We start from the raw sequence: 25,657 nt of genomic DNA, 5'->3' as shown, positions 1-25,657 counted from the left end.
TTTTTAGATTTGTTTGACCAGCCGCAAAAATTAAGTATGCTGTGATTAAATGAAGGGAGTGTGCAAAGGATGAATAAACCTATATGGGAACAGAATTTCTTAGATAGAAATGCCGATTTAAAGCTATGGAATGTCCGCCTTGGCAACGACTTGTTAGATAATGAGGGTAATCCCATAGACCCAGGTTGGGGCAACGGAGAGCAGCAGTATTACACGGATCATTCCAGCAATCTGTATATCGATGAATTTGGCTTAAACCTGTGCGCGCGCAGCGAATCCATTGAAAAGGATGGGCGCAATTTTGCATATACCTCGGCTCGTTTGGATACAAAGGACCATTTTTCCTTTTGTTATGGCAAGTTGGTTGTGCGTGCAAAACTGCCGGTAGGGCAAGGGGTATGGCCTGCCATCTGGTTGCTTCCGCAGGAACAGGCTTACGGGCCTTGGCCAGCTTCCGGCGAGATTGATATCATGGAAGCCAAAGGCCGCTTGCCTCAGCAAATATCCGGAACACTGCACTACGGAAAGAATTGGGAACATCAAATCGTTGAGGAGTTCTCGCACCATTTTGAAAGCGGAACCATTAATGAATTCCATGATTATGCACTGGAATGGAATGCCAGTTCGATTCGATGGCTGGTAGACGGACATTGCTTTGCCGAGCGTTGCTTGGAGCCAGGCATTATGCCCTTTAACGAGTCATTTTATCTGGTGCTGAACCTTGCAGTGGGCGGCTGGTATGACAATGTAGCGGTTGACGAGACTGCACTGCCAGCGGTGATGACGGTTTCAGGGATATGGCTGTATCCATAATTAAAAATTTTGGAGATGCCCTCTTTTTCGATTTTCAATACCTACATCCCATCTGGTAGAATAGGGAAAACCATATTTCTCTATATTCTAGTAACTTAATTATAAGCTTGGGGAGGTAGACTATGGACAAAGAACTAGTGGCACAGCTGACACAGTGGCATGAAGATGATGAACACCAGAAGATTGTAGACACTCTGATGGAGATTCCTCCAGCGGACAGAGATTACGAGGTAGTCAGCAGTCTGGCAAGAGCGTATAACAATGTGGGATGTTATGAAGAAGCCCTTGAACACTTCGCGATGATTGCGGAACAAGGGCAGAATGATTATCTGTGGCATTTTCGTGTGGGATATTCCTACTATTATTTGAATCGATATGAGGAAGCGGTGAGAGTGCTGAGTATTGCCCATGACCTCGATCCGGATGATGAGAACACGGCCATGTTTTTGAAATTCAGCCAGCGCAAGCTTCGCAAAGAACAAGACGCCGCAGCCAGACGGGCAATCAGAGAACAGCATAATGATTCGGGGACGACTGCAGCTCCTTTTGACGGGATGGATCTCTCCGGCTTTTGGGACGATAGCGATTATGCGCTAAAAGAATATGTTTCTTCTCCGCCTACGGATGAGCTGATTGCTTCTGTAGAAGAAGAACTGGGTTACAAGCTTCCTGCCTCTTATATCAGTCTGATGAAGCAGCACAATGGGGGAGTGCCTTATAATACTTGTTTTCCGACCGAGGACGCGACCTCATGGGCTGAGGATCATATTGCGATTACGGGCATTATGGGCATCGGACGCGAGAAAAGCTATTCCATCTGCGGCGATCTCGGCAGCCCGTTCATGATTGAGGAGTGGGGGTATCCCGACATCGGCGTGGTAATTTGTGATTGCCCTTCGGCAGGCCATGATGTCGTGATGCTGGATTACCGCAATTGCGGGAGGGACGGCGAACCCGAGGTAATTCATGTGGATCAGGAAGATAATTATGAGATTACGTTTCTGGCCCAAGACTTCGAGACGTTTATACGCGGCCTGGTGAGTGATGAGGAATACGACACCTCTGAAGAAGATAAAGAGGAGGATTTGCGCAAAGTAGCCGTAGGCCAATTCTCACCTTTGCTTGCGAAGCTGTGCAGTGATGTGTCTGAGGTAGATCAGCTTGAGCAGAAGATCCGTAAAGTCTGTACCCGAATCGTTGAAGAGAAGGGACACTTCTCCTTTCATGCGGATGAGCTTTCTACTCTGATGTACGATGTGCAGTTCTGGCTGTACACAAGCTCTTATCCAAATACGAGCCGTCAACAATATCTGGATGTATATGAGAAAATGATCGCTTTTGGCGGCGAGTTCGGGCAAGGAGGATACGCTCCGGGATGGATCAGCGACTGGCTGGATGGGCGAATACGGGAAGGGCTAATCGTCCAGGAAAACGGGGTGCTTCGCTTCACAGATCAAGCCCGCTCTGAGGTCATTGCACGGCTGGAAGCGGAAGCTACAAAATAGGAGACGTTGATTCGGGGGCTACTCTCCCGCACGGAGCTCGGTTGATCGCAATCGTATTCAAGGGTCATCCCACAAAGGATGGCCCTTAAACTTGCCGTTTCAGACAGTGCACTCCGCATAATAAGCGAAAGAAATTAAAGCGCTTACTCGTGAAGTATTTATATATAAATGTAATTATTAACATTTTTCGACAACATTCACCTTACTTTTACATGGTAGTTATGATATATTCTGGGCGAATATGGATAACAAAAAAGAAAGGGGAATGAGTATGGAAGCGTTGGTGTGGACATCTAATCATAAGCTGGAGCTTTGCGAATGGGAAGAGCCGCAGATTGCAGCACCGGATGAAGTCAAGATCCGGATTGAGATGACAGGTGTATGTGGAACAGATTTAGCAGTCATAACTGGGAAAGAGGAGGGGGTTCCAGGGGTCATTCGTGGTCATGAGGCAGTAGGGACTGTAATCCAAATCGGCAGCAACGTTGACCGTGTTAAGGTAGGCGACCGCGTAGTTATCGATCCGAATCAAAGCTGTGATGAATGCTATTTTTGCTTGAAGAAACAGCCGCACCTCTGTACGGGCATCGATGGAAATGGGATGCCTATTGCGGGTTTGAATCGAAATGGGACATTCACTTTTTTTTACTCAACTGCACAAACGTTTGCACACCGTCTTCCCGATCATATGAGCTGGGAGACGGGGGTTTTGATTGAGCCGCTTGCCTGTGTACTGCACAATTTCAAAGAAGCCAATGTCACAGCAGACGACAAGGTACTCATTCTTGGATCGGGTCCAATGGGACTGTTAAGCCAAATTGTGAGCAAGTCGAAATCTGCGCTCACGGTAGCGACTGAAGTTAATCCCTATCGGCTAGCTTTTGCCAGAGAGATCTCAGATTTTGCTTTAACCCCTGCCCAATTAAATCAAGCTACCGTAGACAAAATCTGTGCGGGACATAAGTTTGATGTGATTATCGATACGGTGGGCACTCAACTCGAAATGGCGGAAAAGTGGATTGAACGTGGAGGCCGCATCGTTCCTTTTGGAATTAATGCGAAGTATCGCTACACCTTTTCCCCTACTAAATTCGTGCAGCATGCAATAAAAATTATAGCAGCAGGTGAATACCGCTACATGTTCGAGGAAGCTTTGCAGTTTGCCGCTGAAACTCCTGAAATGGAGAAACTAGTGACTAGAAAAGTTAAGCTCAGTGAGCATGAAGCAGCGATAGACGAGTTGATCGGCTATGAATTGAACTCTTTGAAGGTGGTTGGGAGTGAAACCGTAAAGACGGTTTTTGTTCCCTAAACGTAAGACTACAATCAATGAGAGGTGGCACTGTTGATGAGCAATGATAGCAAATTCAGATTAATTAAAGATTACTTGTCTACACAAAAGGCCAAAGACATAGAGCCAATTTGGATGCCCGCAGTGTGGAATGAGTGCCAATATGAGCGTGTTCTCTTAGAAAAAGAGGGTGAAATTTGTGTACACCCGTATGATTTTTTGACAGATCATTTGAATTATCTGGACAGGCTTTCGTGGAGATATCTGCTTAAGGAACGCACAAATCTGGACGATAGCGCGATCTATTCTTCGCTTATTCGCTATTCTACGGCTTGGGATTACAACCATGACGGAAAAATTGAATCGGGTACTTTTTTAAGATTCTTTATTCTTCTGCCTCTGCTAAAGAAAATGGGCATCAATATTCTGTACATGCTTCCAGTTAACCAGTACAGCAAGTTGAATCTGAAGGGGGATATTGGGTCCCCTTACGCAGTGCAATCGTTATTCCATTTGGACGAGAACCTGCACGATAGCCTATTGGATGATATGGAGGAGTTTACGATCCACGATGAGCTCAGCGCTTTGGTAGAGGCTTGTCATTTACTTGATATTAAGACTGTTGTTGACTTCATTCCCCGTGTGACGGCGAAAAACAGTGCGTTCATTACCGAACATCCTGAATGGGTGTATTGGATCAAAATGGATGAATTAGAAGGCTTTGCGCCGCCCGCGATTCCCCAGCTTGGATTTTTTGAGGAGTGTACGCCGGACAAACTGGAGACGGTCTACCGCAGCCAGGAGACAGCAGTATTTCTGCGGAAGTTCACGCCACCGCCCAATGAACTCCATCCAATCCTTTGGCAGCACTTGAAAGAGAGAGCTGCTAAAACAGGAGATGAGCTATTAACTTTGGTAGAGCAAGAGATGGGGATAACGACTGCTCCAGCGCATTCGGATTGGATAAATGATGTGCAGCCGATTTGGACAGACATTACGTTCTTACGCCTCTACCAGGATGTCTCTCCGCAAGTGAGACATCTTATAAGTCCGGATCAGGCGCCATATGTCCTTTTTGATACGATTAAATGCAATGACTACCCGGGAGAGGAGCCGAATCTGGAGCTGTGGGATGTTCTGGAGGAGGCAGTACGGGTTAATCTCGAAAAATATGGGATTGACGGCTTCCGCATCGACATCGGACACGTGCTACCTATTCCGTTGTTGACTCGTATTTTTGACACGATTAAAGAGATGAATCCAAATGCGATCTTAATCAGCGAAGATTTGTTCAATCGCAACCACAAGAAGGCAGCAAACACCGGCTATAACATTATGCTTGGCAGTGGATGGAACGTCATGACACAAATTACTAAAGAGAATCTCATTTCATTCTTAGAAGAGCTGCCTGAGTTGAATATTCATGTATTTGCCTGTGCAGAAACAGCAGATACTCCTCGGATCACCAGCCGTGGTGGTGTAGAGGTTGCTCGGATGATCGCGGTATTTAATCAATTTCTTCCGAACGCAATTCCATACGTGACGACGGGTTATGAAATGAATGAGGAGCAGCCGCTCAACTGTGGTCTTGGAGACAACACGAACGGAGAGGAGATTTCCCGAGCTTTTTTTAACGTTATGCAAATTAATTGGACCAATCCTACACCGATGCTGCCGCTGTTGGCGGAGCTAAGTGAACTCAAGAAAGATTGGCGCCACCTAGTGAAGCCGGAAAACTTTTTCGTGGCTCAATCCCCGGAAGGTATTGTTCTGTACGGGTATATGCAAGGGGATGAAACGCTGCTGTGCTGCTTTAACTTGAGTGCTGATGCTTTCTGCCAAGTTGATTTGAAGGTTGCCGTACCTGGCCGATGCCCAATGACGGTAACACTGGATAGTTCCTTAACGGGTAGCAGCGTAGGTCAGGCGTTCGATTGCTTGCTGCTTGCGCCTAATCAGGCTTTAGTGCTCGTAAACAATCATAGACAATTTAGGTAAGGGAGAGAGGCTGCAATGGAAAAGAACAATAAGGAAGTCGTGGTATGGCATGAGTTTGATGGTCCGGGAGATACCTCGATTGAGGTGCTGGAGGGAATTTGTAAGCTGTATACAGAGCGCTTCGGCGTACAAATTACACCACAAGTGATGAATATTACGGAGCTGACTGCGCGCCTGAACCAAATTAAGGACACCCAGCAAGGTCCGCATCTGGCGATGGTTCCTGCTGACATGTCCTCCTATGTGGAGAACGGTCTTTACTCCGAAGTACCGGGCGGGCTATTTGACGATACGCTGACTGAGGGAGCCCTTTCAACGATGCAAATGAATGGTGTTCAGTATGGTATCCCTGTATTGCGGGGTAATCATCTGGTTGTGTATTACAACCCGTTGATTTACTCTAGTGCGCCGACGACATGGGACGTGTTCGAAGAGGCAGCAGAAAGGTTATCCGCCCAAGGTATCGTACCGATTGGAGCAGACTTACAGCAAGGCTATTGGTTTATTCCGTTCCTCACAGCTTTCGGCGGCTGGCCTGTACAGAATGGAAAGCCGAATATCGTCACCTCTGAAATGAAGCAGGCGCTTCAGTTTATTAGCGACAAGATGGATCAAGGCGTGCTCGTTAGTCTCGACGGCTCTACAGGACTGCTTGAGCAGTTCATTGACGGTAAGATCGGCGCCATTATTTGTGGCGAGTGGATTTATAACCATCTAGATAAACATATGAACAATAGGCTTGCGGTTTGCCAGCTTCCGATCATCGAAGGGCGGCAATCATTATCCATGTCTTCTTCTATTGGCCTGATCTACCCTAATCATTCATTAACGTCCGAGGAGCGGGAAGATATTTTATCATTCACGCGCTTTATGCTGAGTGACGAATGCCAAACTATGTGGACGCTGGGTGTACAGCGGATTCCGGCCCAGGAAGAGGTGCTGAACCGTCTAGCTGCCTCTGCTGCGCCTAACAAAAAGATGATTTTATCGCTTTTGGATCACTCACGGCCGATGCCGACTTATCCCTTCATGATCCATGTATGGGAGGCGTTAAATGCGGGTCTTATCGAGCTGCCCTTGAGCAATCCTGAACAAGCATTGAACAAAATAGAACAGACTATTCAAGCCTCTTGGGGCGCATTTAAAAGCTAATTAGAGATGGGGAGAGCCAAATGAAAACAACGATATTCAGCCAAATTTCTATTGATGGAAAGCTCACTATGGGCGCTGGTAATTCGAGTAAAGAGCTTTTTTCTTTATTTTCCAGTGAGGATATGGAATTTATTCATCTATTCCGGGGGAAGGTGCAGGGAATTATGGTCGGCAAAAATACAATTTTGACGGACAATCCCTTCCTTACTAATCGGTATGAGGAAAATAAAAATCCAATCCGTATCATTCCGACAACTACCTTGGATATTCCGCTAGATTGCAATGTACTCTCGGACCAAGGGAAGACGATTATTGTCACGACTGAGAAAGGACGGGATGAAGAAAAAATCAAACAGATCCGGCAAAGAGGAAAGGAGTGCCTTATCTGCGGCGAGGATAAAGTAGATTTTGTGGAGCTTGAACGTCAGTTGGAGGAGAACTATGGGATTACCAGTCTGATGGTCGAAGGCGGCGGATTCTTAAACTGGCATATTTTCAATCAGGATATCGTCGATGAGATTATTCTAATGCAGCTTCCAATCATCATAGGCGGCTCCACAAACATTACTTTAGTGGATGGAGACGGGTATCAGCAATTGAACTTTGCGAAAAAGTTCAAGGTTGTAGAAATTCAACCAAAAGATAACTACACGCTCATGCGCTACAAAAAGGTGATCTAACCTCAAACTAAGTCATAGACTGCGAATGGCTATAAGTTCTGGAAAAATCGAGAATATGGGGGTTGTGAACGATACATGTCAGAGAAAGAAGATTTCTACAAAAGTGTGTATAAAATCGCTGTGCCCGTTACGCTTCAAAGCTTGCTGATGGCATTGCTTAATTTGACGGATCAATTGATGGTTGGGCAGCTGGGAGATGTGGCAATTGCCTCGGTGGGGATGTCGACCAAAATATACGGGATCATCGCGGTTGTCTTGGCCGGTTTATCGACGGGTGTATCCATATATGCAGCCCAGTTTTGGGGAAATAAAGATTCCAAAAGCGTCTCTCAAGTACTGGGTCTCGGACTGATCACTGGCTTTGCGTTCTCGTTCCTGTTCTCTGCGGCTGTCTTTATCGATTCGCCGCTCTTTCTGAGCCTATTCACTACAGACGTGAATGTAATAGATGAGGGGTATATCTTTCTCCAGATAATGTCGATCGGTTTTGTGCCTGTCATGCTCACGATGATGTATTCCGCGATTTTACGCAGTACTGGCCATGCCAAATGGCCGATGTATGTAAGTCTAATTGCAGTTGGCTTGAATATTATACTGAATTACGTACTTATTTACGGTCATTTCGGTGCTCCTGCGCTTGGTCTGAAGGGCGCTGCCATTGCTACTCTTATCTCTAGGGTCTTCGAATGCTTGTTGATCATTGGTGCCGTGTACCGGTATCGTTTACCGGGAGCTGTCGGGTTAAAGAACTTATTCATTGTTCCTAAACCGCTCATTCGCAAGTTTTTTGGAACGACCTATCCGCTGCTACTGACTGAATTAATCTGGGTATTGGGCGAAACAGCATATGCGATCATTTATAGCCGTATGGGGACGATGGAAATGACTGCGATGACCATTACCTTCCCACTTCAGGGTCTTTGCATTGGCCTATTATCGGGTCTGGCTAGTGCAGCAGGGGTAATGGTCGGCAACCGTTTGGGTGCGAATGAATCTGATATCGCACTCGATCATGCGAAAAGGTTCATTCGTCTAGGCATCATTATCTCTCTGATCGTCGGGGTTATCATTGCGGCAGGCTCGAAGCTGTATGTCTCTGCGTTCAATATCTCCGAGGACGCTAAACAAATGAGCATGTATATCGTTATCGTGTTTGCTGGATTTCTTTGGGTCAAAGTATCCAATATGATTATAGCCGGCGGTATACTAAACAGCGGAGGAGACAGCAAGTTCGTATTCGGCATGGAGTCTACCGCAACGTGGCTGATAGGAGTCCCATCCGGGCTGTTGCTGTCATACATTTGGAAGCAACCTGTCTACCTTGTGTATCTCGTCATCTCGCTGGAGGAGGTTGTCCGCTTTGGCATCGGCTACGCCCGGATTTACTCCCGTAAGTGGATGAGAAATTTAGTTAGCGATCTGGCTGAAAAAGCTATGTAACATACGACCTGATTGAATCGATGCGGAGGATTAATCTCCCCCTAAATTGGATATCTCTTCACTTAACAATGCAAGAGGTACTGCCTCAAGGTAGTGCCTTTTGCATTGTTTTTTAAATATCCAGTTGTTAACTGCCAAATATCTTAACCACTACGTTTTAAAGCACTAGTTACTTTTTTTACTGGTCAACGGCAATATGAAGTTACGGGTAAACTGAAAATTTAGTAAATCTTTAAACGATCTTTAAAGGAACTTAGAAACTTACGTCTTCTGAGATATGCCCATATCAAAAATACCGCTACTAGAGCAATAATGGCGCTAATGGTGATAGACCTTGTTAGGTGATTATTATCGTCCGCATAATAAGCGGAAGCAAGGGTTCCCGACCCATCCTGCTCGTCATCGGAAGAGTCGTTCTGCATCGTCTGCAATACCTCTATTAAATGTTCTGGTGTATGAGGCTCCAAATTACTGGGTAACCCTTTTGATTCTGCAGCTGAGGCTTGTTGTGGAGCAATGATTAGTTCCTGATTGTCTTTCTTGAAGGCAGCTATATATTCATCCCGCTCACGGATTGAATGATCATTTTCGATTTGGGTACTCCGCTCGATAAAACAAGAAACTCCCAGATCTCTTGGGGGATGACCGTTTCAATCAGACTATTGGAAGCCTGCTTAAGCTTAGCGCCATCAATAAAATAAATTTGCATTCCTTCGCCTATAGTAATTTCACTAATCTCCGCATCATTGGCGTATCCGTATCCTTCAGGATCCTTGGACAACCCTTCTTTAATCAATGTTAATCCTTCTGTACTCGCAAAAGAAACAACATCTTCAGCTACGGCCTGAGCCCATGCAGGTGAGGAAATACTCAGAAATAATAAGAATGAAGCTACGGTTAACAGCAGCATTTTCTTAATGGGAAGCCCCCCTAAAAAATATTTCTAGTAGCTGAAAAATACCATATATTCACTTATATGTGAAGTTTCAATGTTTTCATAATCTACAAGTGTATAAACACAACCCCTACCTAAATCTCATTCCTTAGACCGAGAGAGTATCCATCTGAAGCCAGTTATCTAAAACTAGATACTTAAATAAAATGAATTTAACAATGGAATCACCCTTTATATCGTACAGGAGAGGATGGTTATAAGGTGGAAAAAATTATTGAAGTACGGGGTATTAGCAAAGTGTACGTGAAAAGAAAAACGAAGGAGAAGATCCATGCCGTTCGTGATGTTTCTTTTCATGTGAATCGTGGAGAGGTGCTCGGTTTATTAGGGCCTAATGGGGCTGGCAAAACTTCAACCATAAAAATGCTCTGTGGTTTGTTAGAATCGGATGCGGGTTCTATATCTATTAATGGCTTAGATATTTGCAAGAAGAGACTCAAAGCTTTAGAGCATATTAGTGCTGTATTAGAGGGGAATCGAAATTTATATTGGCGTCTTACCGTTCGGGAGAATCTAGAATATTTCGCGGGCAACCGGGGGTATTCTCGGAAGCATGTTTCCAATCAAACCGATAAATTATTAGAGCAATTCAACCTTAAAGAGAAGGAGCATGAGCTTGTCAATGGATTGTCCCGGGGCATGCAACAAAAGCTAGCCATCGCTGTAGCCCTTTTAGCTAATACGGATGTCATCTTGCTGGATGAGCCAACACTTGGTTTGGATGTTGAGGTAAGTTATGAACTGCGTAACATTCTAAAAACGATCGTTAGGGAAGAAAAACGCACGATCATTATTAGTTCACATGATATGCCCGTCGTTCAGGAGTTGTGTGACCGGGCCATTATTATTAATAAAGGTGAAGTTGTGATTGATGACAAGGTGGAGAATTTGCTTAAGTTATTTGAAACAAGGGCCTATTCCATTAAATTGGGTGAGAGATTAAGCCTAAAGCAGGAGAATAAACTGTTGAGTAGATTCCCTTTAAGCACTTATAAAGTAAGCTCCCATGAAAACATCGTAGAAGTGAATTTAGAGCAGGGTCAAGATATCTACGAGTTGTTCGATCTTTTGAAAGAGGAAGGAACCATGGTGGAGAGTATTGATCGTATAACTATTGATTTTGAACAAGTGTTTATTCAGATTGTAAAAGGGGGGAAGACTCATGAAATGGCTCCATTTATTTAATGCTAACTTTCGTAAGGAATATATTGAAATGAAACGATATCTACCAAACACTATTGCGTTAGTAGCCACTTTTTATATTATATTTCTGGGGGCATTTTTTGGAATTATGTTCATAGGTGATCCGGCCAGTTTTGATATGAATGTTCAATATTCAATCGTAAGTGTGGTCTTTTGGAGCTTAACTATGATGACGATGAACTTTATTGGTTATTCGGTAATCACTGAAGCTACGCGTGGAACATTAGAACAGTTATATATGTCTCCCATGGGGGTTTGGAAAATCATGCTCACACGGATCATCAGTCAATTGGGCTTACAGTCTGTTGTTATGATCCTCTTACTCTTTGGTGCGATGTTAACCTCCGGACAGTGGTTGAGTCTTAACCCCATGACAACGATCCCGATTATTGTAGTTACTATGATAAGTATGGTAGGCGTTAGTTTTATGATTGCTGGTTTAGCTATTATCGTGAAACAAATACAAGCGTTTTTACAGATTTTTCAGTTTGTTTTGATGGGACTAGTGTTTGTTCCGTTAACTGTAGCACCGTTTCTAGCTTTTGCTCCTTTCGTCAAAGGAGTGAATATGGTAAGAACAGTGATGCTAGAGAATCTGACGTTAACACAATTGCCTTTATCAGATTATGGCGTACTATTTTTAAATTCGCTGGTATATTTGATTTTAGGGCTCGTTGTGTTTGATCGCTGCGAGAAAATAGCCATCAAAAAAGGTCTTTTAGGGCAATACTAGCGATACAAAGGCTTGCGGAGATGATTTTATAGGATCAGCTCCGCAAGACGATGAATGCCCTGCTCAATCGCTGCCTCATTTACTTTTGCAAACCCTAATACCCATCCTTTTCTTTTGCTATCCAAACAATAGGGTCCAAGAGGGTACACACGTATTCCATGTTGTAGGGCTAACTTTGTCACAGCTTCTTCGTCGAATGTTTCCTCAGCTTCTAATAACATATGTAATCCAGTTTCTACTCCACTGAGCGTGAAGCGCTCCCCTAAGCCGCTAGCCATAATAGCTTTTGCCATGACCTCGTGTCTTCGACGGTACACATTTCTGACTCTTCGCATATGGCGCATAAAATGACCATTTTTAATGAAGTGGGTTAGTGTTAGCTGATCCATAATCGGAAGATGACGGTAAGTCAGCTCCTGCACCTTCGCTAGCTGAGCAATCGCCTCGACTGATCCAACAATAGCCGAAATACGAATGCCTGGTGCAATCATTTTAGAGAAACTCATGAGGTACAAAGTATTATTAGATGCCTGACTAAACAGCGTTGGCAGCGGCTCCCCGCGATATCGAAATTCACTATCATAATCGTCTTCAATGATCCAAAACCGTTCTTGAACGGCCTTATGCAGCAATTGTTGCCGGCGGGGCTCCGACATAACGACCCCTACTGCGCACTGGTGGGAAGGGGTGGCAAAGACCAGCTTGGATTGCGGGTGAATATGCTCAACCACTAGACCATACTCATCAACGGGAATGGGTACCACATTCATACGGCGGTATCTCATTGCCATCCAAGCAGCTGGGAAACCTGGATCCTCTACTGAGACAGTGTCCCCATCAGCTAAAAGTGACTGTGCGATTAAGTCAATACTATGCTGAGCTCCTGAGGTCAACAGAATCTGATTGGTTTGGACATGTATGCCCCGTTCAAGTGATAAATAACGCTGTATTTGCTCACGTAATGGTGTGTACCCGTAGCAGTTACCGTAAGCCCAGCTTGATAAATCCATTTCAGCGGATGCCTGGAGCAGCGATTGCCGCCAGTTTTTTTGAAATTGTTCATCCAAATAGGGTTCATGGGGACTGAAATCAATATCCACTTCTAGCTGTTCTTTACCTCTGAACCAGTCATGTAATTGATCAACAGCTGAGTCTAGCAAGGAGAGTGACGGAGGTGTGGGGCCCTCTGTTTCTATTTCCTTCGTGGACATAGTGACTTGCTTCCACGTACTAACTCGCGTCCCTCCCCGGCGGGAGGTAACTGTATAACCTCGACTTAACAATTCCTCATAGACGATCTGTATAGTTGAGCGGGAGACACCTACGATGTGCGCAAGTTCGCGGGTAGGAATCAGTAATTCTCCTGGTGCCCAGACTCCGCTAGTAATATTATGAATCGCTTGATCAAGCAATTGCTGCCAGATTGGTCTCTTATCATTGCGAATTACTTTCATCATCGTACATACCTCCAAATAGAAACTCCAATCATAAAAAACGAATTATGGATTGCTCTAAACAGCGAATTTTGGATATTTTAATACAATCCATTCATTGATATACTACCGTAACAACGCTGGTATCCGCAATTTAAATAAAAGGAGAGATTCGATATGAATTCGGTTCGTTACAAGACCAGGGAATGCTTAGATCAAGAGAAGATTGAAAGGTTCCTTCACCAAACGAGATTAGGTTATCTGGGGTTGGTTGATGGGAACCTCCCTTATGTTGTGCCACTTAATTATGTATGGACTGAAGGGAAACTGTATATTCACGGGGCTGGAGATGGAAGACGTAATCAGGTCATGCGTGATAATCCGGAGGTATGTTTTACGGTATGTGAGGAATACGGAACTATTACAGACCCGGTACCAGCCAAAACGGATACAGCTTATATGAGCGTAATGATTTTTGGACAAGCAGAACCGATTTCAGATTTGGATGAAGCCACACACGTACTTCAGGAATTGATCAATAAATACGTACCGGGTTATTATAATCGCCCCTTGTCCAAGCAGCATGTGGAAAAGTATAGATCGGCTGTATTTGGCGGTCCGGTTCAAGTTTATCGGGTAATTCCGCATCATATCACGGCAAAAGAAAGTCCTATTGAAGCAGAAAAAATGTATAAAAGGGGCATGGGTACTGGACGAGATGTTTAGCCGCAAGATACCATTACAAATGGTGTTATGCTAACGAGGTCTTTGGCAGCCTTTATGTCCTAATCATATGGGGAGAGGGAGGCTTTTTAGAGGTACTATCTATCAAAGTAGGCCGCAATCCAATGAAGGAGGGCGGCCTACTTATTTTTACATTTATTTAGGTTGTTTACGTCTTCTGAGATAGGCCCAGAACACAAATACCGCTACTAGAGCAATAATGGCGCTAATGGTGATAGACCTTGTTAGATGATTATTATCGTCCGCATAATATGCGGAAGCAATGGTTCCCGACCCATCCTGCTCGTCATCGGAAGAATCGTTTTGCATCGTTTGTAACACATCAATTAAATGCCCGGGTGCTTGAGGCTCCGAAATATTGCTTAGTCCTTTTGTTTCTGCTGATGAGGCTTGTTGTGGGGCGATGATTAGTTCCTGATTGTCTTTCTTGAAGGCAGCTATATATTCGTCCCGCTCACGGATAAGTGTAGGCTCACTCACTTCACCCTCAGCTTCTAGTGAATGAATAGCATAGGCCAAAGTATTAGGATTTCCTCCAAACTCAGTAACTTGATAGGACCCGTTTGAATCCTTTTGAATGATCATTTTAGATTTGGGTATTCCGCCCGATAAAATAAGAAACTCCCAGTTGTCTTGGGGTGTGACCGTTTCAATCAGACTATCGGAAGCCGCCCTAAGCTTAGCACCATCAATAAAATGAATCTGCATTCCTTGACCTACGGTAATTTCACTAATCTCTGCTTCATTCTTGTAACCATACCCTTCAGGATCTTTAGATAACCCTTCTTTAATCAATGTTAATCCTTCTGTATTTGCAAAAGAAACAACATCTTCAGTTACGGTCTGAGCCCATACAGGTGAGAAAAAAGTCAGAAATAAAACGAATGAAGTTACAGTTAACAGCAGCGTTTTCTTAATGGGAAGCCCTCCTTAAATATATTTGTTGAAGCCATGAAGTCCCCATCTCCAGGTTCTATCGTAGCTGGAGCCACCTTTAATGTTGGTGTATAACATGGAGGTTTTTGTGCCCCCACTCGGGTTCATGTGTTGAATCCAATCATTTCCACTATATGTGTCGTACCCATAGATAACTACTGCGTGCCCGCCACCGGTAGCACTATTCCATTTCCAGCTTACATATATAGGACTGCCAACATTATCAATCTGGTTTTTTACATCGCTGTAAGATAGTGCTCCTGTATGATTCCAACTGGAGACACCATAATCATGAATGCCTTCTTGAACAGTTCCATAAGATTCACTCTCGTCTGTTGTACAGCCGGAGGTTCCCTTCACATGATCATAAAAAGAACATTGGCTTACAGAGATTCCGTAATATTGAAGTATGGTAACGCTAGTCGCAGCCCAGCACCAATTATTCTTAGCTTGTGTAGCTGTAGGGTAGCCAATTAAATTAGTCGCATATGCTTGGGAAACAAAAGAAAAAAGAAAGACTGAAACAAAGGTTCCAACAAGCATCAATCTCTTTTTTAAAGATAGTTTCATGAATGGAATCAGCTCCTTATTATGGATTAATATTCCTTTTAATAACACTATTAAAATACCATATATTAACTTATGTGTAAAGTTTAAATGTTTTTTCGTTTTTATAATAGATTCTACACATTTGATATGGAGAGGGGGATACTGATATGGATAAGGAAATATTGATGCTCGTAGGAATACGTGCTCCAATGATCCAAAGCAAGCCATTCATAACAAAAGCCACTCCGCTAAGGAATGGCTTTTCTTCATATACACTGCAATTACTAGTTACAACGGAGGTTCTTCTTTGCTAACTAGGTTTGCTTTCTTTTCAATCATGAGCTTGTTTTTCGTGGGCATAAATAATGTTATAACAAATGCGGCAATGGATAAAATCATCATGAAGTAGTAGGCGTCACTTGCCCCAAGAATCGATGTAAGGGATTTAAAGATCTCAGGAGTAGCGGAGGGATTATTCTGCATCAGTGTAGTTGCATGACTGGTTGCCTGCACTGTATAAATTGTAATTACGACAGCAGTACCAATGGCCCCGGCAATTTGGCGAACGGTATTATTCACAGCTGTACCATGAGTGCCGAGTTGTTTGGGCAACGCATTTAGTCCGGCTGTATTGAGTGGCATAGTAATGAAGCTTAATCCAATTCGCAGACCTATGGTACGAATCATTAGATAAGTATACGTGGTCGATTCAGATAAATCTGTTACCGCCCACATAGATGGAATAATAAACAATAGGCCAATGATGAACAGCGGTTTCGCACCGAAACGGTCGTATAATTTACCGGTGACGGGTGACATGAACGCATTTACGAGTGCGCCCGGCAACAATAGTAGTCCTGCATCAAATGCTGTAAACCCGCGACCATTCTGCAGATAAATAGGCAATAAGATCATATCTGCGTACATCATCATTGTGATTAATACGTTAATAAGAGATGTCATCGTAAACACTTTATTTTTGAAGACCGACAGGTTTAGCAGTGGATCATCCGATTTGATTTGTCGAAGACAGAATACGGCTGTTACCACGACCCCAATCCCTAGAGTTAGGATCACGATTACATCATCCCAGCCTTTACTTCCTGCACTACTGAAGCCGTATAAAATTAAGCCGAATCCGACGGTTGATAAAAGAACACTTACCACATCAAGCTTCGACTTAGACGTCTCAGATACATTCACTAAATACTTGAACGCCAACGCTATAACAATGATGACTAGTGGGATGAGGCCGATAAATAACCAGCGCCAAGAGTGGTATTCGACAACAAATCCCGCAAGGGTCGGCCCAATAGCAGGAGCGAATATCATCGCCAGCCCAAGCAGTCCCATAGCGCTGCCACGTTTTTCAACGGGGAAGATCGCGAGCACAACACTCATCATGAGCGGCATTATAATGCCAGCACCGGCAGCTTGGATCATCCGTCCGATTAAGAGTAGACTAAAGCTCGGCGCTGCTGCACAAAGTATAGAACCGATTAATAAAAATGACATGGCACTTATAAATAATTGCCGTGTTGTAAAACGTTTCATTAAATAGGCCGTAATCGGAATCAAAATCCCGTTGATCAGCATAAATCCTGTTGAAATCCATTGTACGGTTGTTGCCGTGACATCAAAAACATCCATCAGACTACTTAAGGCGACATTTAAAAGCGTCTGATTGAGTGTGGATAAGAAACAACCAAAGATTAAGATGGTTAGTAAGATCCCTTTATTTATTTTCTTAGTGTCTTCTTGCATGTTGCAGTCCTCTCTTCATTGCTTTTTCGACATAGTGTCAATAAAATAAATCATATCAGGATTTATATAGTATTCCTATTTGCAATTTTATTGAAAATGTCGACTAATCGACAGAATAGGCAAATTAGTTGATGAAAGGCCATTTTAACGATAATAGAGGGATGAAATGACTGAACATAAAAGAGTTGACCCACGAGCTATTCGTTCAAAAAAGATGCTTAAGAACGCTGTATTTTCATTATTGGCCGATAATGTGGAGGTTTCGCAATTGACCGTCCAAAAAATCGCCAACCGTGCGGAACTAAATCGCGCAACGTTTTATTTGCATTATGAGGATATTAACGATTTATTGCGGCAGATCGTACATGAAATCTTCGATGACCTATCCATGAAGGTTGAACCGCTATTACAAATGAAGAGCAACAACGAACAGGAGCAGCTGGTCACCTTTTTAAATTATTTTTATGAATACCGGAAAGTTTTTGCTGTATTGATTGAGCATAAAGGCTTCAAAAAACATTTGACCAACCTGTTAAAAAGTACTGTCGAAAAACGAAGAAACATGAGGAACATTGACTCTACTAAGGAGGTAGTCTCCGTTGATATTATTGCAGCCTCACTACTGGGGATTATTATGTGGTGGATTAAGGATGGCAACCAATATAGCGCTGAATACATAGCGGGGCAAATTACCCTGATGTATAAAAGAAGGTATTTATAAGGGTTTTTATGATATATTCAAGTAAAGTTTGAGTCCCTAGCCAATATTCATTAAAAAGGAAGTGCGAACAATGGATTTAGAAACGGTCATGCAAGAGCTTGAAGCTCTCGGCAAGGAACGCACCAAGAAAATATATCTATCCAATGGCGCGCACGAACCGCTTTTTGGTGTGGCCACAGGCCAGATGAAGCCTATCTTCAGAAAAATAAAACACAATCAACCCTTGGCCGAGCAGCTTTATGCTACGGGAAATTACGACGCTATGTATTTTGCCGGGGTGATCGCGGAGCCTAAAGCAATGACCGAGTCGGATTTTGAGCGGTGGATTGCTGGGGCTTATTTCTATATGCTATCGGACTTTGTGGTGGCAGTAACGTTGGCGGAGACGGATATTGCGCAAGAGGTTTCTGATAAATGGATTGCAAGTGAGATAGAGCTGAAAATGTCGGCGGGCTGGAACTGTTACTGCTGGCTGCTCGGAAATCGCCCGGACAGTGAATTTTCCGCAGAAAAATTAGCCGCTATGTTGGAGCTTGCTAAAAATACGATTCATGATGCTCCTGAGCGAACGAAATACGCAATGAACAATTTCATTTACACTGTGGGCGTATCCTATCTGCCGCTTCATGATAAAGCGGTTGAGATTGCAAAGGAAGTTGGCCCGGTGGAAGTCCATACCAGTAGTGCAAAAAGCAAGATTTTGAATGCTTCAATTAATATTCAAAAGGCAGTTGATAAATCGCAGCTGGGCTTCAAACGAAAACATGTAAGGTGTTAGTCAGTCATGGAGTGCTAAGGAGAGCGTATTGAAGGTTGTGCCTGCAGACAGAAGAATTGGCGGCTTGGCTGACAAGCCCTTAATTGTGTGCAATAAAAGTTAATGGAACAATAATAAAGCGGTAATTAATGTTATTGACAAAATATTTGACAATGATTAGTATTGAAAAATATTAAAAATGAAGTTAGCGACATAAAAATTAAATAATTCGCAAGCTATGATTGCTATGGATCACACTATAGCAGGAGCAGCTTCTGGAGAGACCGTGGGGGAATCCCCCGGCGCCGAAGGGTTCACAATCTCAGGCAAAAGGACAGAAGAGTACTAGATAATTCATTTGTTATTCTGATCATCGTCAGAATAAATAAATGTATTTTATTTATTATTCTTATACCTAAGAGATTGGAGCGTATCCAATCTCTTTTTTGTTATCATTTTTACTTGTTATTTTTTTCACATAAGGGGGAGTTCGAAATGGCAGCACAAGAATTAAAGAGAGATTTAGAGAATCGACATGTTCAGCTCATTGCGATTGGTGGAACCATCGGTACCGGATTATTTCTAGGATCTGGAAAAGCTATACAGCTGGCAGGACCATCGATCATTTTTGCTTATTTAATCGTGGGTATCGCTATTTTCTTTGTGATGAGGGCATTGGGAGAACTTCTGTTGTCAAAAGCAGGTTATCAATCTTTTACAGACATTGCCGAAGATTATCTTGGACCGCGGGCGGCGTTTGTAACTGGATGGACCTATTGGTTTTGCTGGATCATGACGGCTATGGCCGATATTATAGCTGTTGGGGTCTATGTACAATATTGGTTTGATATCCCGCAATGGATACCCGCAGTCATTTGTTTAATTATTTTATTAGGACTCAATTTATTAACTGTAAAAAGCTTTGGCGAATTGGAATTTTGGTTTGCTTTAATTAAGGTAATCACTATTCTCGCGTTAATTGCCATAGGGGTAGTTTTACTGGTGATTGGATTCAAAACAACTACCGGAACGGTTGCGCTCAGTAATATTTGGGCACATGGGGGAGTATTTCCAAACGGGATTTCCGGGTTCTTACTTTCATTTCAAATGGTTGTGTTTGCTTTTGTGGGTGTGGAATTGGTGGGGGTATCAGCAGCGGAAACATCCAATCCAGAAAAAACTATCCCATCGGCGATTAATAAAATACCTTTGCGAATTCTATTTTTCTACGTGGGTGCTATTATTGCCTTATTATGCATCAACGCTTGGACAGAACTAAACCCGGCAGAAAGTCCTTTTGTTAAAACATTTAGTTTAGTGGGGATTCCGATTGCCGCGGGGGTTATTAATTTCGTTGTATTAACTTCAGCTGCTTCCGCTTGTAACAGCGGGATGTTCTCAACAAGCCGGATTCTATACAATCTAAGCAGAAATGACCAGGCTCCAGCCAACTTTGCAAAGCTTAATAAAAATCATGTGCCAAGTAATGCTTTATTCATATCCACGCTTGTCTTATCTGTAGGGGCTTTGTTGAGTAAGCTGATTCCGGAGACGGCCTTTGGCATCGTGACAACGATTAGTGCCATTTGTTTCATCTGGGTTTGGGGCGTCGTTCTAATTTGCCATTTGCGATATAAAAAGACGAAGCCGGAATTGCAGGCCAAATCAAAATTCAAGGCACCGTTCACACCTTTTGTGAATTATGTTGTTCTAGCCTTGTTTGCAATCATACTCATAATTATGTTGTTTGCTGATGAAACTCGTCCGGCATTATTGTTGACGCCTTTATGGTTTATTTTATTATTTGTTTTGTATTCGATAAATAGAAGAAAGAGGGAAAGAGATAATAAAATAATCAGGACCGAAACACCTCTCTAGTTTATGAGGAAAGCTTTAACCGGCGCAGAAGCCGTGGTTATATTCAACCGCGACTGGGAAGGGAGCCCTTGCCGGTTTCAAGCGTTCCTACATGGACGTTTGCTTAAAGAATATGCAAAGTTAAACAGAAAACCGGAAGATACTGTTAAAATGGTATCTCCCGGTTTTTTAATTTTTTACAAACTATAATATCATCGAGTTTACAGTTTTTTTCAGTTATTGTTTATTACTATTTCAACTGATATAATTCTTATTTCGACAATAAGTTTACAAGTAAGATAACTATCGTAATGGTAAAATCAATTTAAAAGTGGTGAATTCATGAGAGAGTTCTACAGTCGGGTGAATCGAAAAACCTATTACATATTAATGTTAATGATCATCGTTCTTATGATGTTTGGATTGATACTATCTACCCTAGAGTTAGATGGGATTGATTTTGGTTATATCATTCATTTTTTATGTGTGGCGTTTCTAACGGTTTGTTTATGGATTTACCCTAAGCATGAGACACATACTTTTAGAAAGATTATCATTCTATTTGGATTTGCGTATTTTTATACGCTATTCTTTTTATATCCTCAAACATGGACTACCTATATCCTCATTTGTCTTATTCCTGCACTGTCTATTCTATTTTTTGATTTAAAATTGTTCTATTTTTCCTTCATTATAAATGGGGTACTAATGGTAATTACATTTGACTATATCCTCTTGATTGATAGAGGGGATTTATATACATATTTACATTATGATATGCTAGGCAATTTCATTAATATAATAGCGGTTCAAGTGTTATTATTTTTCATTTTTCAAATATCATTTAAACGGATGAAAAAACAGCAGCTTTATTATGAACAATTACAGCAATCTGAGCGTTTAAAGATGGTTGGACAATTAACAGCTGCCGTTGCGCACGAAATTAGAAATCCAGTGACAGTGGTTAGAGGTTTTTTGCAGTTTTTTGATGAGGATCCTTCATTTGATGATCCTATGAAAAGAAAATTTAAATTAATGATTGATGAATTAAACACAGTAGAACAGATTATCTCGCAATTTCTAACCCTTTCAAAGCCAAATGGAGAGCAAAAATTAGAAAAAGTAGATGTGAAGGATGTACTTGAAAGTGTTACAGGATTGCTCCATTCCTACGCAATGTTATCTGATAATCAAATCGTTACCTACGTAGAAGAAGATTGCATGATTTCTATTAATAAAATTGAATTTAAGCAGCTGCTTATTAATATAATAAAAAATGCTTTAGAGGCTTCGGAAGTTGGTAAATCTGTCTCTATTATGGCGAATAGGAACAATAATTTTATTGAGATAACAATCATCGATGAAGGAAGCGGGATGTCGGAAGCTGAGGTTAAGTCGCTTGGCACTCCTTTTTATTCATTAAAAAGTAATGGAACAGGGTTAGGATTAATGATTTGCTTTAATATCGTAGAAAAATACGGCGGGGAAATTTATTATAGTAGCTCTGAAGGTAAGGGGACAACAGCTACTATCCGCTTTTTAGCTATAAATGATCAGTAATAATGAGCCTTCTTTCAATTGAACAAAGGGGATTACCTCAAGCCTTCGGCTGGAGAGGTAATCCCCTTTTCCTAGCTGCGTTAACGATTATTTTAGAGGGATTTTGATCTCCAGTTGCTTGTTATAATTTTTAACTACATTGCCTTTGGCATCTAATTTATAAGCCCCGGTGTTGCCTTTTTCAAATACGGCTTGATAAGGTCTGATAACTAGATATTCAGCGGCTGAGCGAGGCGCTTCGAACAATAAATCTTCAGAAACCGTATTTTGAGTTGCTGCAACAGAATCTCTTGCAATAGATTCTAATTTATTGCCCAGATTATCATAAATGTCATATCCTAAAGCCTGGCCTTGGGTGGCAACCCCTTTAACCGCTAAAGCGATACGCACAGAAGTCTCTCCCGCAGCAACACGGGTGGTTTTGATTTCAAATTGGTTGTCATTCTTTATAGCAGGCAGCTGAATATTACGCACTAATCCTGCTTGCTTGAGGGAAAATTTAAGTACATACGGGTTTTCGATTCCGTTAAGCTTCACATAGATACTCAATTCAGAGGAAGCCAGGCTTGCCTTTTGTTGCTCGGTTAGCCATCCGGTCTGCAATACAACAACCGCCTTGTTGGCATCTCCGTCACTGATCCAGCGTGGTGTTTTTAAATCGATGCCTCCTGGTTGAGCGAGCTTGGCGTCTATTCCCACAATAGTACCTTCTGCAAGATAGGGTTCGCCTTTATCATTTAAGGTTACTCCTGCGAGCATTCCTGAAAATAGCGATCCCTGACGGCTCAGGTCGATCTTAATATAATTACCGTCAAACTGTGCACTGCCCTTTAAAGTAAGCTGATCGTGTGAATCGGCGACTTTTGTTGTATTCAGGGAAGCTTCAACAGCGGGTTGGGCACTGGATGCTTGAGTTAAAGCTGGCATTCCCAACGCTCCTAGGCATACAGCAGCACTTAAAATTACAGACATCTTCTTAGTCATTTTTTTCATGATATTATCAAGCTCCTTAATTTTTATTTAACTAGCACGTTTATCTCTAGACCGTCAATATAATGCTTCACTGGGTTTCCAGAACTGTCTGTTTTAAATGCTCCATTCTTACTTTGTGGGTTCTCAAACTCATAAAGATAGCCACGGATTGTGAGCATATTAGGGTGTTTCTCAAATGGCTCAGTAAGCAAATCGACATTAAGTGACCTATTGGAAGTCGAGAGGACTTTCTGCGAAATATCTTTCAGCACCTGTCCTTGTTGATCCTTTACTTCAAAGCCCACTAAACTCAATGCTGTATGATCTTCGTCTGTATCCTGTTCCAGCATGAGCGACAGGCGTGTCGTTAATGGACTATATTCCAGCTTTTTCAGGATCAAACTCCATCCTCCAACTTGTGCGCGTATATCAGGTGTGGAAATTTTATTAATCGTAGCCTTCCGCGCAGGAATTTGGAGAACAAACGGTTCATCAATACCGTTTAAGTCAAGGGTTACGGTCAATACAAATCGATCAGGAAAAGGTTTGTTGGAGATCCCCGAATTCGAGGAATCCACTAGTCTAAAAATAGCTGTGTTGCTTTCAGCACCTTCTATCCAGCTTAGAAACGGCATAGCTTTCCAGAGACCTTCTGAAAATTGCTCCAGGGAAGCCCCGTCGATCAATACTTCTGCAGAGGTTATCGCACCTTCCGCTAGAAAAGGCTTCCCATCCGCTCCAATCGTTACTCCGGCTAGCTTACCTTCCAGTTCTTCTCCCTCACGCTTCACCGAGAATGCCAACCGGCTGCCATCAAATACAGCCTCTTCGGCAGACAAGGTGATCCCTTCATGCGTATCACTGCTGTTTAGACGGGAAGTCAGTCCCAGACGCTGGGCCGCTTGTAATCCTATATCATCTGCCCGTTCAAAAATACCACCTATCAAGGGAAGCTGCTTGAGCGCATTGGCCAACGTAGGCGGATAGATAGCCGTTAGCATAACACTTAACAATATCGCCGCAGTCACAGCAGCTGTGATTTTTGGATATATCCGCTTTTTCTTTTTCTTTTCCTTTTCCACAGGATCCTGGACAATGGTGGCCAGCGATGCATAAATCGAATCCTGCCGTGATCGTAGTAAAGGAGGAAGCTCCTGTATATTAGCTTTCCCTAGCTCCCTGATCTGCTTTTCTAAATTGTTATTATTCATTAGCAAGACCCTCCTCCGGCACAGGATGTATCTGTTTGGACAACAATCTCCGTGCGCGATGGAGTCGTGCCCTGACCGCTCCCTCGGAGATGTCGAGCACATCTGCAATCTGCTTAATGGATAAATCGTCATAATAAAAAAGCACGATAGCAAGCCGCAGGGATTCGTCCAACTGATTAATGAAGCTTTGCAGGTCTACGTTGCCTGAATCTTCAAAATGCACATAGGAAACGACCGGTTCCTCGGGAATTTCCGCCACAGCTATAGTTCGTTCTCGCATACGAAGTAACTGATTGCATTCATTAATCAGGATGCGTATAACCCAGGTTTTGAAAAACTTAGGCTGCTTAAGGTTGGCCAACCCTTTATACACCTTCAGTGTTGTTTCCTGAAGAGCATCCGCGCAATCTTCATCTTTTAGCAGAATGGTTTTGGCTAATCTGTACAACTGGGATTCCAGTTGCCTGAAAAGACGGGTAAACGCCTCGTGGTCGCCTTTCTGCGCTTTTTTGATATCCAGTTCGTTTTCCAGCAAATGATTTTTCCTCCTTGAGGGCCCTCTGTATAATTAGATGGAGAAGACATACAAAAAGTTATATTTAGGATAAAATTCATTCTCCTGGACAAATCACTTACCTCGGTAGTGGTATAAAGTCCGTGCAATTCATTGTTTTTGGCAAGGGGAGTTTCAAGTGGATAAACTGAAAAAAATCCAGAATTACCACCTTAACTGAAAAGAAGTAGTGGGGTAATCCTGAATTAAAAAGTGTATACATATACCTTGGTACGCAGTGTGTCCGTGCATGTTATGGTACGGACAGGCTGCATGCCTGGAAGGGCAAAACAAATGCTAATAACCACCGCACCCGGCAGTAGCTCACGCTTGAACTTTTCCGCCAGCCGTTTCATCGCTCCGGGAAATAAGTAACAAAGAACAATATCCGCATGCTCGTAAGAACTGCTATAAATATCCCCACGTACATAACGGAGCCTTCCGTGGAGCAGATTCTGGCCTTTGGCTGCTCGCAGCATACGTGTGCCGAACCTAGTAAGCAGCTGGGATGCCCATAAGGGAATACTGGAATTTTCAATGCCTGTCAGCCTTTTGCCTGGACATTGGCGAATAACATCCATACCAAGTGTTCCCCAACCCGATCCCGCCTCCACAATGCTGCTATATCCCGGAATCCGATTCACCTCAACGGCAACAGCCGAGCGTACAGATTTTGACGTAGGCATCGGCGATATCCCGTTCCTCCAGCTCACCAGCACAATCGACACCATGGATAACAAGGCTGCGAAGGCGATGAGCCAAGCGATGGCTTGAATCACAATCAATACGATCATTCCTTCTTCATCTGCTAGAAGTTGGCTTCAAATTCT

Annotated in this window: 24 protein-coding genes and 1 riboswitch; of the genes, 14 read left to right on the top strand and 10 right to left on the bottom strand. The window is 42.9% G+C overall.

Going from position 1 to position 25,657, the window contains the following annotated elements; genetic code table 11:
* Window positions 1–69: 69 nt before the first annotated feature.
* The 7 genes from MKZ16_RS32015 to MKZ16_RS31985 all read left to right on the top strand — a co-directional run bounded on the left by MKZ16_RS32015 (window position 70) and on the right by MKZ16_RS31985 (window position 8,879).
* Window positions 70–813 (top strand): glycoside hydrolase family 16 protein, encoded by a 744-nt coding sequence (locus tag MKZ16_RS32015; RefSeq protein WP_051491236.1) that lies wholly within the window; start codon window positions 70–72, stop codon window positions 811–813.
* 122 nt (window positions 814–935) lie between these two features.
* On the top strand, window positions 936–2,318 hold the full coding sequence (locus MKZ16_RS32010; RefSeq protein ID WP_076105136.1) for an SMI1/KNR4 family protein: 1,383 nt from the start codon (window positions 936–938) through the stop codon (window positions 2,316–2,318).
* A gap of 241 nt (window positions 2,319–2,559) precedes the next feature.
* Complete coding sequence (locus MKZ16_RS32005; RefSeq protein ID WP_339815205.1) at window positions 2,560–3,630, top strand: alcohol dehydrogenase catalytic domain-containing protein; 1,071 nt, start codon at window positions 2,560–2,562, stop codon at window positions 3,628–3,630.
* A gap of 36 nt (window positions 3,631–3,666) precedes the next feature.
* Window positions 3,667–5,607: an alpha-amylase gene (locus tag MKZ16_RS32000; protein WP_081393398.1), complete on the top strand. Its 1,941-nt coding sequence runs from the start codon at window positions 3,667–3,669 to the stop codon at window positions 5,605–5,607.
* A gap of 15 nt (window positions 5,608–5,622) precedes the next feature.
* Window positions 5,623–6,759, top strand: a complete 1,137-nt coding sequence (locus tag MKZ16_RS31995) for an extracellular solute-binding protein (RefSeq protein WP_076105134.1) — start codon at window positions 5,623–5,625, stop codon at window positions 6,757–6,759.
* Window positions 6,760–6,779: 20 nt separating this feature from the next.
* A complete protein-coding gene (locus MKZ16_RS31990; RefSeq protein ID WP_036682374.1) occupies window positions 6,780–7,439 on the top strand; it encodes a dihydrofolate reductase family protein in 660 nt (219 codons plus the stop codon).
* Window positions 7,440–7,514: 75 nt separating this feature from the next.
* Window positions 7,515–8,879 (top strand): MATE family efflux transporter, encoded by a 1,365-nt coding sequence (locus tag MKZ16_RS31985; RefSeq protein ID WP_076105133.1) that lies wholly within the window; start codon window positions 7,515–7,517, stop codon window positions 8,877–8,879.
* A 221-nt stretch (window positions 8,880–9,100) separates the two neighbouring features.
* Here the strand turns inward: MKZ16_RS31985 and MKZ16_RS31980 are convergent, their stop codons facing one another.
* Both MKZ16_RS31980 and MKZ16_RS31975 read right to left on the bottom strand, forming a co-directional pair.
* On the bottom strand, window positions 9,101–9,346 hold the full coding sequence (locus MKZ16_RS31980; RefSeq protein WP_339815203.1) for a hypothetical protein: 246 nt from the start codon (window positions 9,344–9,346) through the stop codon (window positions 9,101–9,103).
* Window positions 9,347–9,429: 83 nt separating this feature from the next.
* Entirely contained in the window at window positions 9,430–9,789 is a 360-nt protein-coding gene (locus MKZ16_RS31975; RefSeq protein WP_076105131.1) for a hypothetical protein, read from the bottom strand.
* Window positions 9,790–10,035: 246 nt separating this feature from the next.
* Between MKZ16_RS31975 and MKZ16_RS31970 the strand changes: the two genes are divergently transcribed.
* Together MKZ16_RS31970 and MKZ16_RS31965 are read left to right on the top strand one after the other, a co-directional pair.
* Window positions 10,036–11,019, top strand: a complete 984-nt coding sequence (locus tag MKZ16_RS31970) for an ABC transporter ATP-binding protein (RefSeq protein ID WP_036682369.1) — start codon at window positions 10,036–10,038, stop codon at window positions 11,017–11,019.
* Window positions 10,997–11,770 carry an ABC transporter permease gene (locus tag MKZ16_RS31965; RefSeq protein ID WP_036682367.1) on the top strand — a complete coding sequence of 258 codons (774 nt, stop codon included), beginning with the start codon at window positions 10,997–10,999 and terminating at the stop codon, window positions 11,768–11,770. Before MKZ16_RS31970 ends, MKZ16_RS31965 begins: the two co-directional genes overlap by 23 nt.
* Before the next feature lie 26 nt (window positions 11,771–11,796).
* Here the strand turns inward: MKZ16_RS31965 and MKZ16_RS31960 are convergent, their stop codons facing one another.
* Window positions 11,797–13,227, bottom strand: coding sequence for a PLP-dependent aminotransferase family protein (locus MKZ16_RS31960; RefSeq protein ID WP_076105130.1), 1,431 nt, complete (start codon window positions 13,225–13,227; stop codon window positions 11,797–11,799).
* A 153-nt stretch (window positions 13,228–13,380) separates the two neighbouring features.
* Here MKZ16_RS31960 and MKZ16_RS31955 point away from each other — a divergent pair, with 153 nt between their 5' ends.
* Window positions 13,381–13,929, top strand: coding sequence for a pyridoxamine 5'-phosphate oxidase family protein (locus tag MKZ16_RS31955; protein WP_076105129.1), 549 nt, complete (start codon window positions 13,381–13,383; stop codon window positions 13,927–13,929).
* Window positions 13,930–14,082: 153 nt separating this feature from the next.
* Here the strand turns inward: MKZ16_RS31955 and MKZ16_RS31950 are convergent, their stop codons facing one another.
* From MKZ16_RS31950 to MKZ16_RS31940, 3 genes are all read right to left on the bottom strand, one after another.
* Window positions 14,083–14,742: a hypothetical protein gene (locus MKZ16_RS31950; protein WP_076105128.1), complete on the bottom strand. Its 660-nt coding sequence runs from the start codon at window positions 14,740–14,742 to the stop codon at window positions 14,083–14,085.
* 135 nt (window positions 14,743–14,877) lie between these two features.
* Complete coding sequence (locus MKZ16_RS31945) at window positions 14,878–15,453, bottom strand: C39 family peptidase (protein WP_076105127.1); 576 nt, start codon at window positions 15,451–15,453, stop codon at window positions 14,878–14,880.
* A 267-nt stretch (window positions 15,454–15,720) separates the two neighbouring features.
* Window positions 15,721–17,196 carry a DHA2 family efflux MFS transporter permease subunit gene (locus MKZ16_RS31940; RefSeq protein ID WP_076105126.1) on the bottom strand — a complete coding sequence of 492 codons (1,476 nt, stop codon included), beginning with the start codon at window positions 17,194–17,196 and terminating at the stop codon, window positions 15,721–15,723.
* Between the two features lie 166 nt (window positions 17,197–17,362).
* Between MKZ16_RS31940 and MKZ16_RS31935 the strand changes: the two genes are divergently transcribed.
* The 4 genes from MKZ16_RS31935 (at window position 17,363) to MKZ16_RS31920 (ending at window position 22,091) form a co-directional block, all read left to right on the top strand.
* A complete protein-coding gene (locus MKZ16_RS31935; protein ID WP_076105125.1) occupies window positions 17,363–17,917 on the top strand; it encodes a TetR-like C-terminal domain-containing protein in 555 nt (184 codons plus the stop codon).
* Window positions 17,918–17,987: 70 nt separating this feature from the next.
* On the top strand, window positions 17,988–18,695 hold the full coding sequence (locus MKZ16_RS31930) for a DNA alkylation repair protein (RefSeq protein WP_076105124.1): 708 nt from the start codon (window positions 17,988–17,990) through the stop codon (window positions 18,693–18,695).
* A gap of 244 nt (window positions 18,696–18,939) precedes the next feature.
* Window positions 18,940–19,022: riboswitch (glycine riboswitch) on the top strand.
* A gap of 147 nt (window positions 19,023–19,169) precedes the next feature.
* Window positions 19,170–20,552: an amino acid permease gene (locus tag MKZ16_RS31925; RefSeq protein ID WP_036682353.1), complete on the top strand. Its 1,383-nt coding sequence runs from the start codon at window positions 19,170–19,172 to the stop codon at window positions 20,550–20,552.
* A gap of 375 nt (window positions 20,553–20,927) precedes the next feature.
* Window positions 20,928–22,091 carry a HAMP domain-containing sensor histidine kinase gene (locus MKZ16_RS31920; protein WP_339815200.1) on the top strand — a complete coding sequence of 388 codons (1,164 nt, stop codon included), beginning with the start codon at window positions 20,928–20,930 and terminating at the stop codon, window positions 22,089–22,091.
* Window positions 22,092–22,178: 87 nt separating this feature from the next.
* Here the strand turns inward: MKZ16_RS31920 and MKZ16_RS31915 are convergent, their stop codons facing one another.
* From MKZ16_RS31915 to MKZ16_RS31900, 4 genes are all read right to left on the bottom strand, one after another.
* Window positions 22,179–23,084, bottom strand: coding sequence for a DUF5643 domain-containing protein (locus tag MKZ16_RS31915; RefSeq protein WP_076105122.1), 906 nt, complete (start codon window positions 23,082–23,084; stop codon window positions 22,179–22,181).
* 23 nt (window positions 23,085–23,107) lie between these two features.
* On the bottom strand, window positions 23,108–24,274 hold the full coding sequence (locus MKZ16_RS31910; RefSeq protein ID WP_036682348.1) for a DUF4179 domain-containing protein: 1,167 nt from the start codon (window positions 24,272–24,274) through the stop codon (window positions 23,108–23,110).
* Window positions 24,267–24,809 (bottom strand): sigma-70 family RNA polymerase sigma factor, encoded by a 543-nt coding sequence (locus MKZ16_RS31905; RefSeq protein ID WP_235219471.1) that lies wholly within the window; start codon window positions 24,807–24,809, stop codon window positions 24,267–24,269. Before MKZ16_RS31905 ends, MKZ16_RS31910 begins: the two co-directional genes overlap by 8 nt.
* Before the next feature lie 224 nt (window positions 24,810–25,033).
* A complete protein-coding gene (locus tag MKZ16_RS31900) occupies window positions 25,034–25,621 on the bottom strand; it encodes a class I SAM-dependent methyltransferase (RefSeq protein ID WP_036682346.1) in 588 nt (195 codons plus the stop codon).
* Between the last annotated feature and the right edge of the window lie 36 nt (window positions 25,622–25,657).

Origin of the sequence: Paenibacillus sp. FSL R5-0928 (assembly GCF_037970385.1) — a bacterium.
In the GTDB taxonomy this organism is placed as follows: domain Bacteria; phylum Bacillota; class Bacilli; order Paenibacillales; family Paenibacillaceae; genus Paenibacillus_AQ; species Paenibacillus_AQ odorifer.
The sequence above is the reverse complement of the archived record's forward strand: the minus strand, read 5'-3'. Positions and strand labels throughout refer to the sequence as shown.

What these genes read in the sequence shown, in the direction of transcription:
- MKZ16_RS31935 (WP_076105125.1), top strand. Translation starts at nt 17,363, where the DNA reads ATGACTGAACATAAAAGAGTTGACCCACGAGCTATTCGTTCAAAAAAG.
- MKZ16_RS31930 (WP_076105124.1), top strand. Translation starts at nt 17,988, where the DNA reads ATGGATTTAGAAACGGTCATGCAAGAGCTTGAAGCTCTCGGCAAGGAA.
- MKZ16_RS31985 (WP_076105133.1), top strand. Translation starts at nt 7,515, where the DNA reads ATGTCAGAGAAAGAAGATTTCTACAAAAGTGTGTATAAAATCGCTGTG.
- MKZ16_RS31925 (WP_036682353.1), top strand. Translation starts at nt 19,170, where the DNA reads ATGGCAGCACAAGAATTAAAGAGAGATTTAGAGAATCGACATGTTCAG.
- MKZ16_RS32010 (WP_076105136.1), top strand. Translation starts at nt 936, where the DNA reads ATGGACAAAGAACTAGTGGCACAGCTGACACAGTGGCATGAAGATGAT.
- MKZ16_RS31955 (WP_076105129.1), top strand. Translation starts at nt 13,381, where the DNA reads ATGAATTCGGTTCGTTACAAGACCAGGGAATGCTTAGATCAAGAGAAG.
- MKZ16_RS32005 (WP_339815205.1), top strand. Translation starts at nt 2,560, where the DNA reads ATGGATAACAAAAAAGAAAGGGGAATGAGTATGGAAGCGTTGGTGTGG.
- MKZ16_RS31920 (WP_339815200.1), top strand. Translation starts at nt 20,928, where the DNA reads ATGATCATCGTTCTTATGATGTTTGGATTGATACTATCTACCCTAGAG.
- MKZ16_RS31910 (WP_036682348.1), bottom strand. Translation starts at nt 24,274, where the DNA reads ATGAATAATAACAATTTAGAAAAGCAGATCAGGGAGCTAGGGAAAGCT.
- MKZ16_RS31900 (WP_036682346.1), bottom strand. Translation starts at nt 25,621, where the DNA reads ATGATCGTATTGATTGTGATTCAAGCCATCGCTTGGCTCATCGCCTTC.
- MKZ16_RS31965 (WP_036682367.1), top strand. Translation starts at nt 10,997, where the DNA reads ATGAAATGGCTCCATTTATTTAATGCTAACTTTCGTAAGGAATATATT.
- MKZ16_RS31960 (WP_076105130.1), bottom strand. Translation starts at nt 13,227, where the DNA reads ATGATGAAAGTAATTCGCAATGATAAGAGACCAATCTGGCAGCAATTG.
- MKZ16_RS32015 (WP_051491236.1), top strand. Translation starts at nt 70, where the DNA reads ATGAATAAACCTATATGGGAACAGAATTTCTTAGATAGAAATGCCGAT.
- MKZ16_RS31990 (WP_036682374.1), top strand. Translation starts at nt 6,780, where the DNA reads ATGAAAACAACGATATTCAGCCAAATTTCTATTGATGGAAAGCTCACT.
- MKZ16_RS31975 (WP_076105131.1), bottom strand. Translation starts at nt 9,789, where the DNA reads ATGCTGCTGTTAACCGTAGCTTCATTCTTATTATTTCTGAGTATTTCC.
- MKZ16_RS31995 (WP_076105134.1), top strand. Translation starts at nt 5,623, where the DNA reads ATGGAAAAGAACAATAAGGAAGTCGTGGTATGGCATGAGTTTGATGGT.
- MKZ16_RS31945 (WP_076105127.1), bottom strand. Translation starts at nt 15,453, where the DNA reads ATGAAACTATCTTTAAAAAAGAGATTGATGCTTGTTGGAACCTTTGTT.
- MKZ16_RS31915 (WP_076105122.1), bottom strand. Translation starts at nt 23,084, where the DNA reads ATGAAAAAAATGACTAAGAAGATGTCTGTAATTTTAAGTGCTGCTGTA.
- MKZ16_RS31940 (WP_076105126.1), bottom strand. Translation starts at nt 17,196, where the DNA reads ATGCAAGAAGACACTAAGAAAATAAATAAAGGGATCTTACTAACCATC.
- MKZ16_RS32000 (WP_081393398.1), top strand. Translation starts at nt 3,667, where the DNA reads ATGAGCAATGATAGCAAATTCAGATTAATTAAAGATTACTTGTCTACA.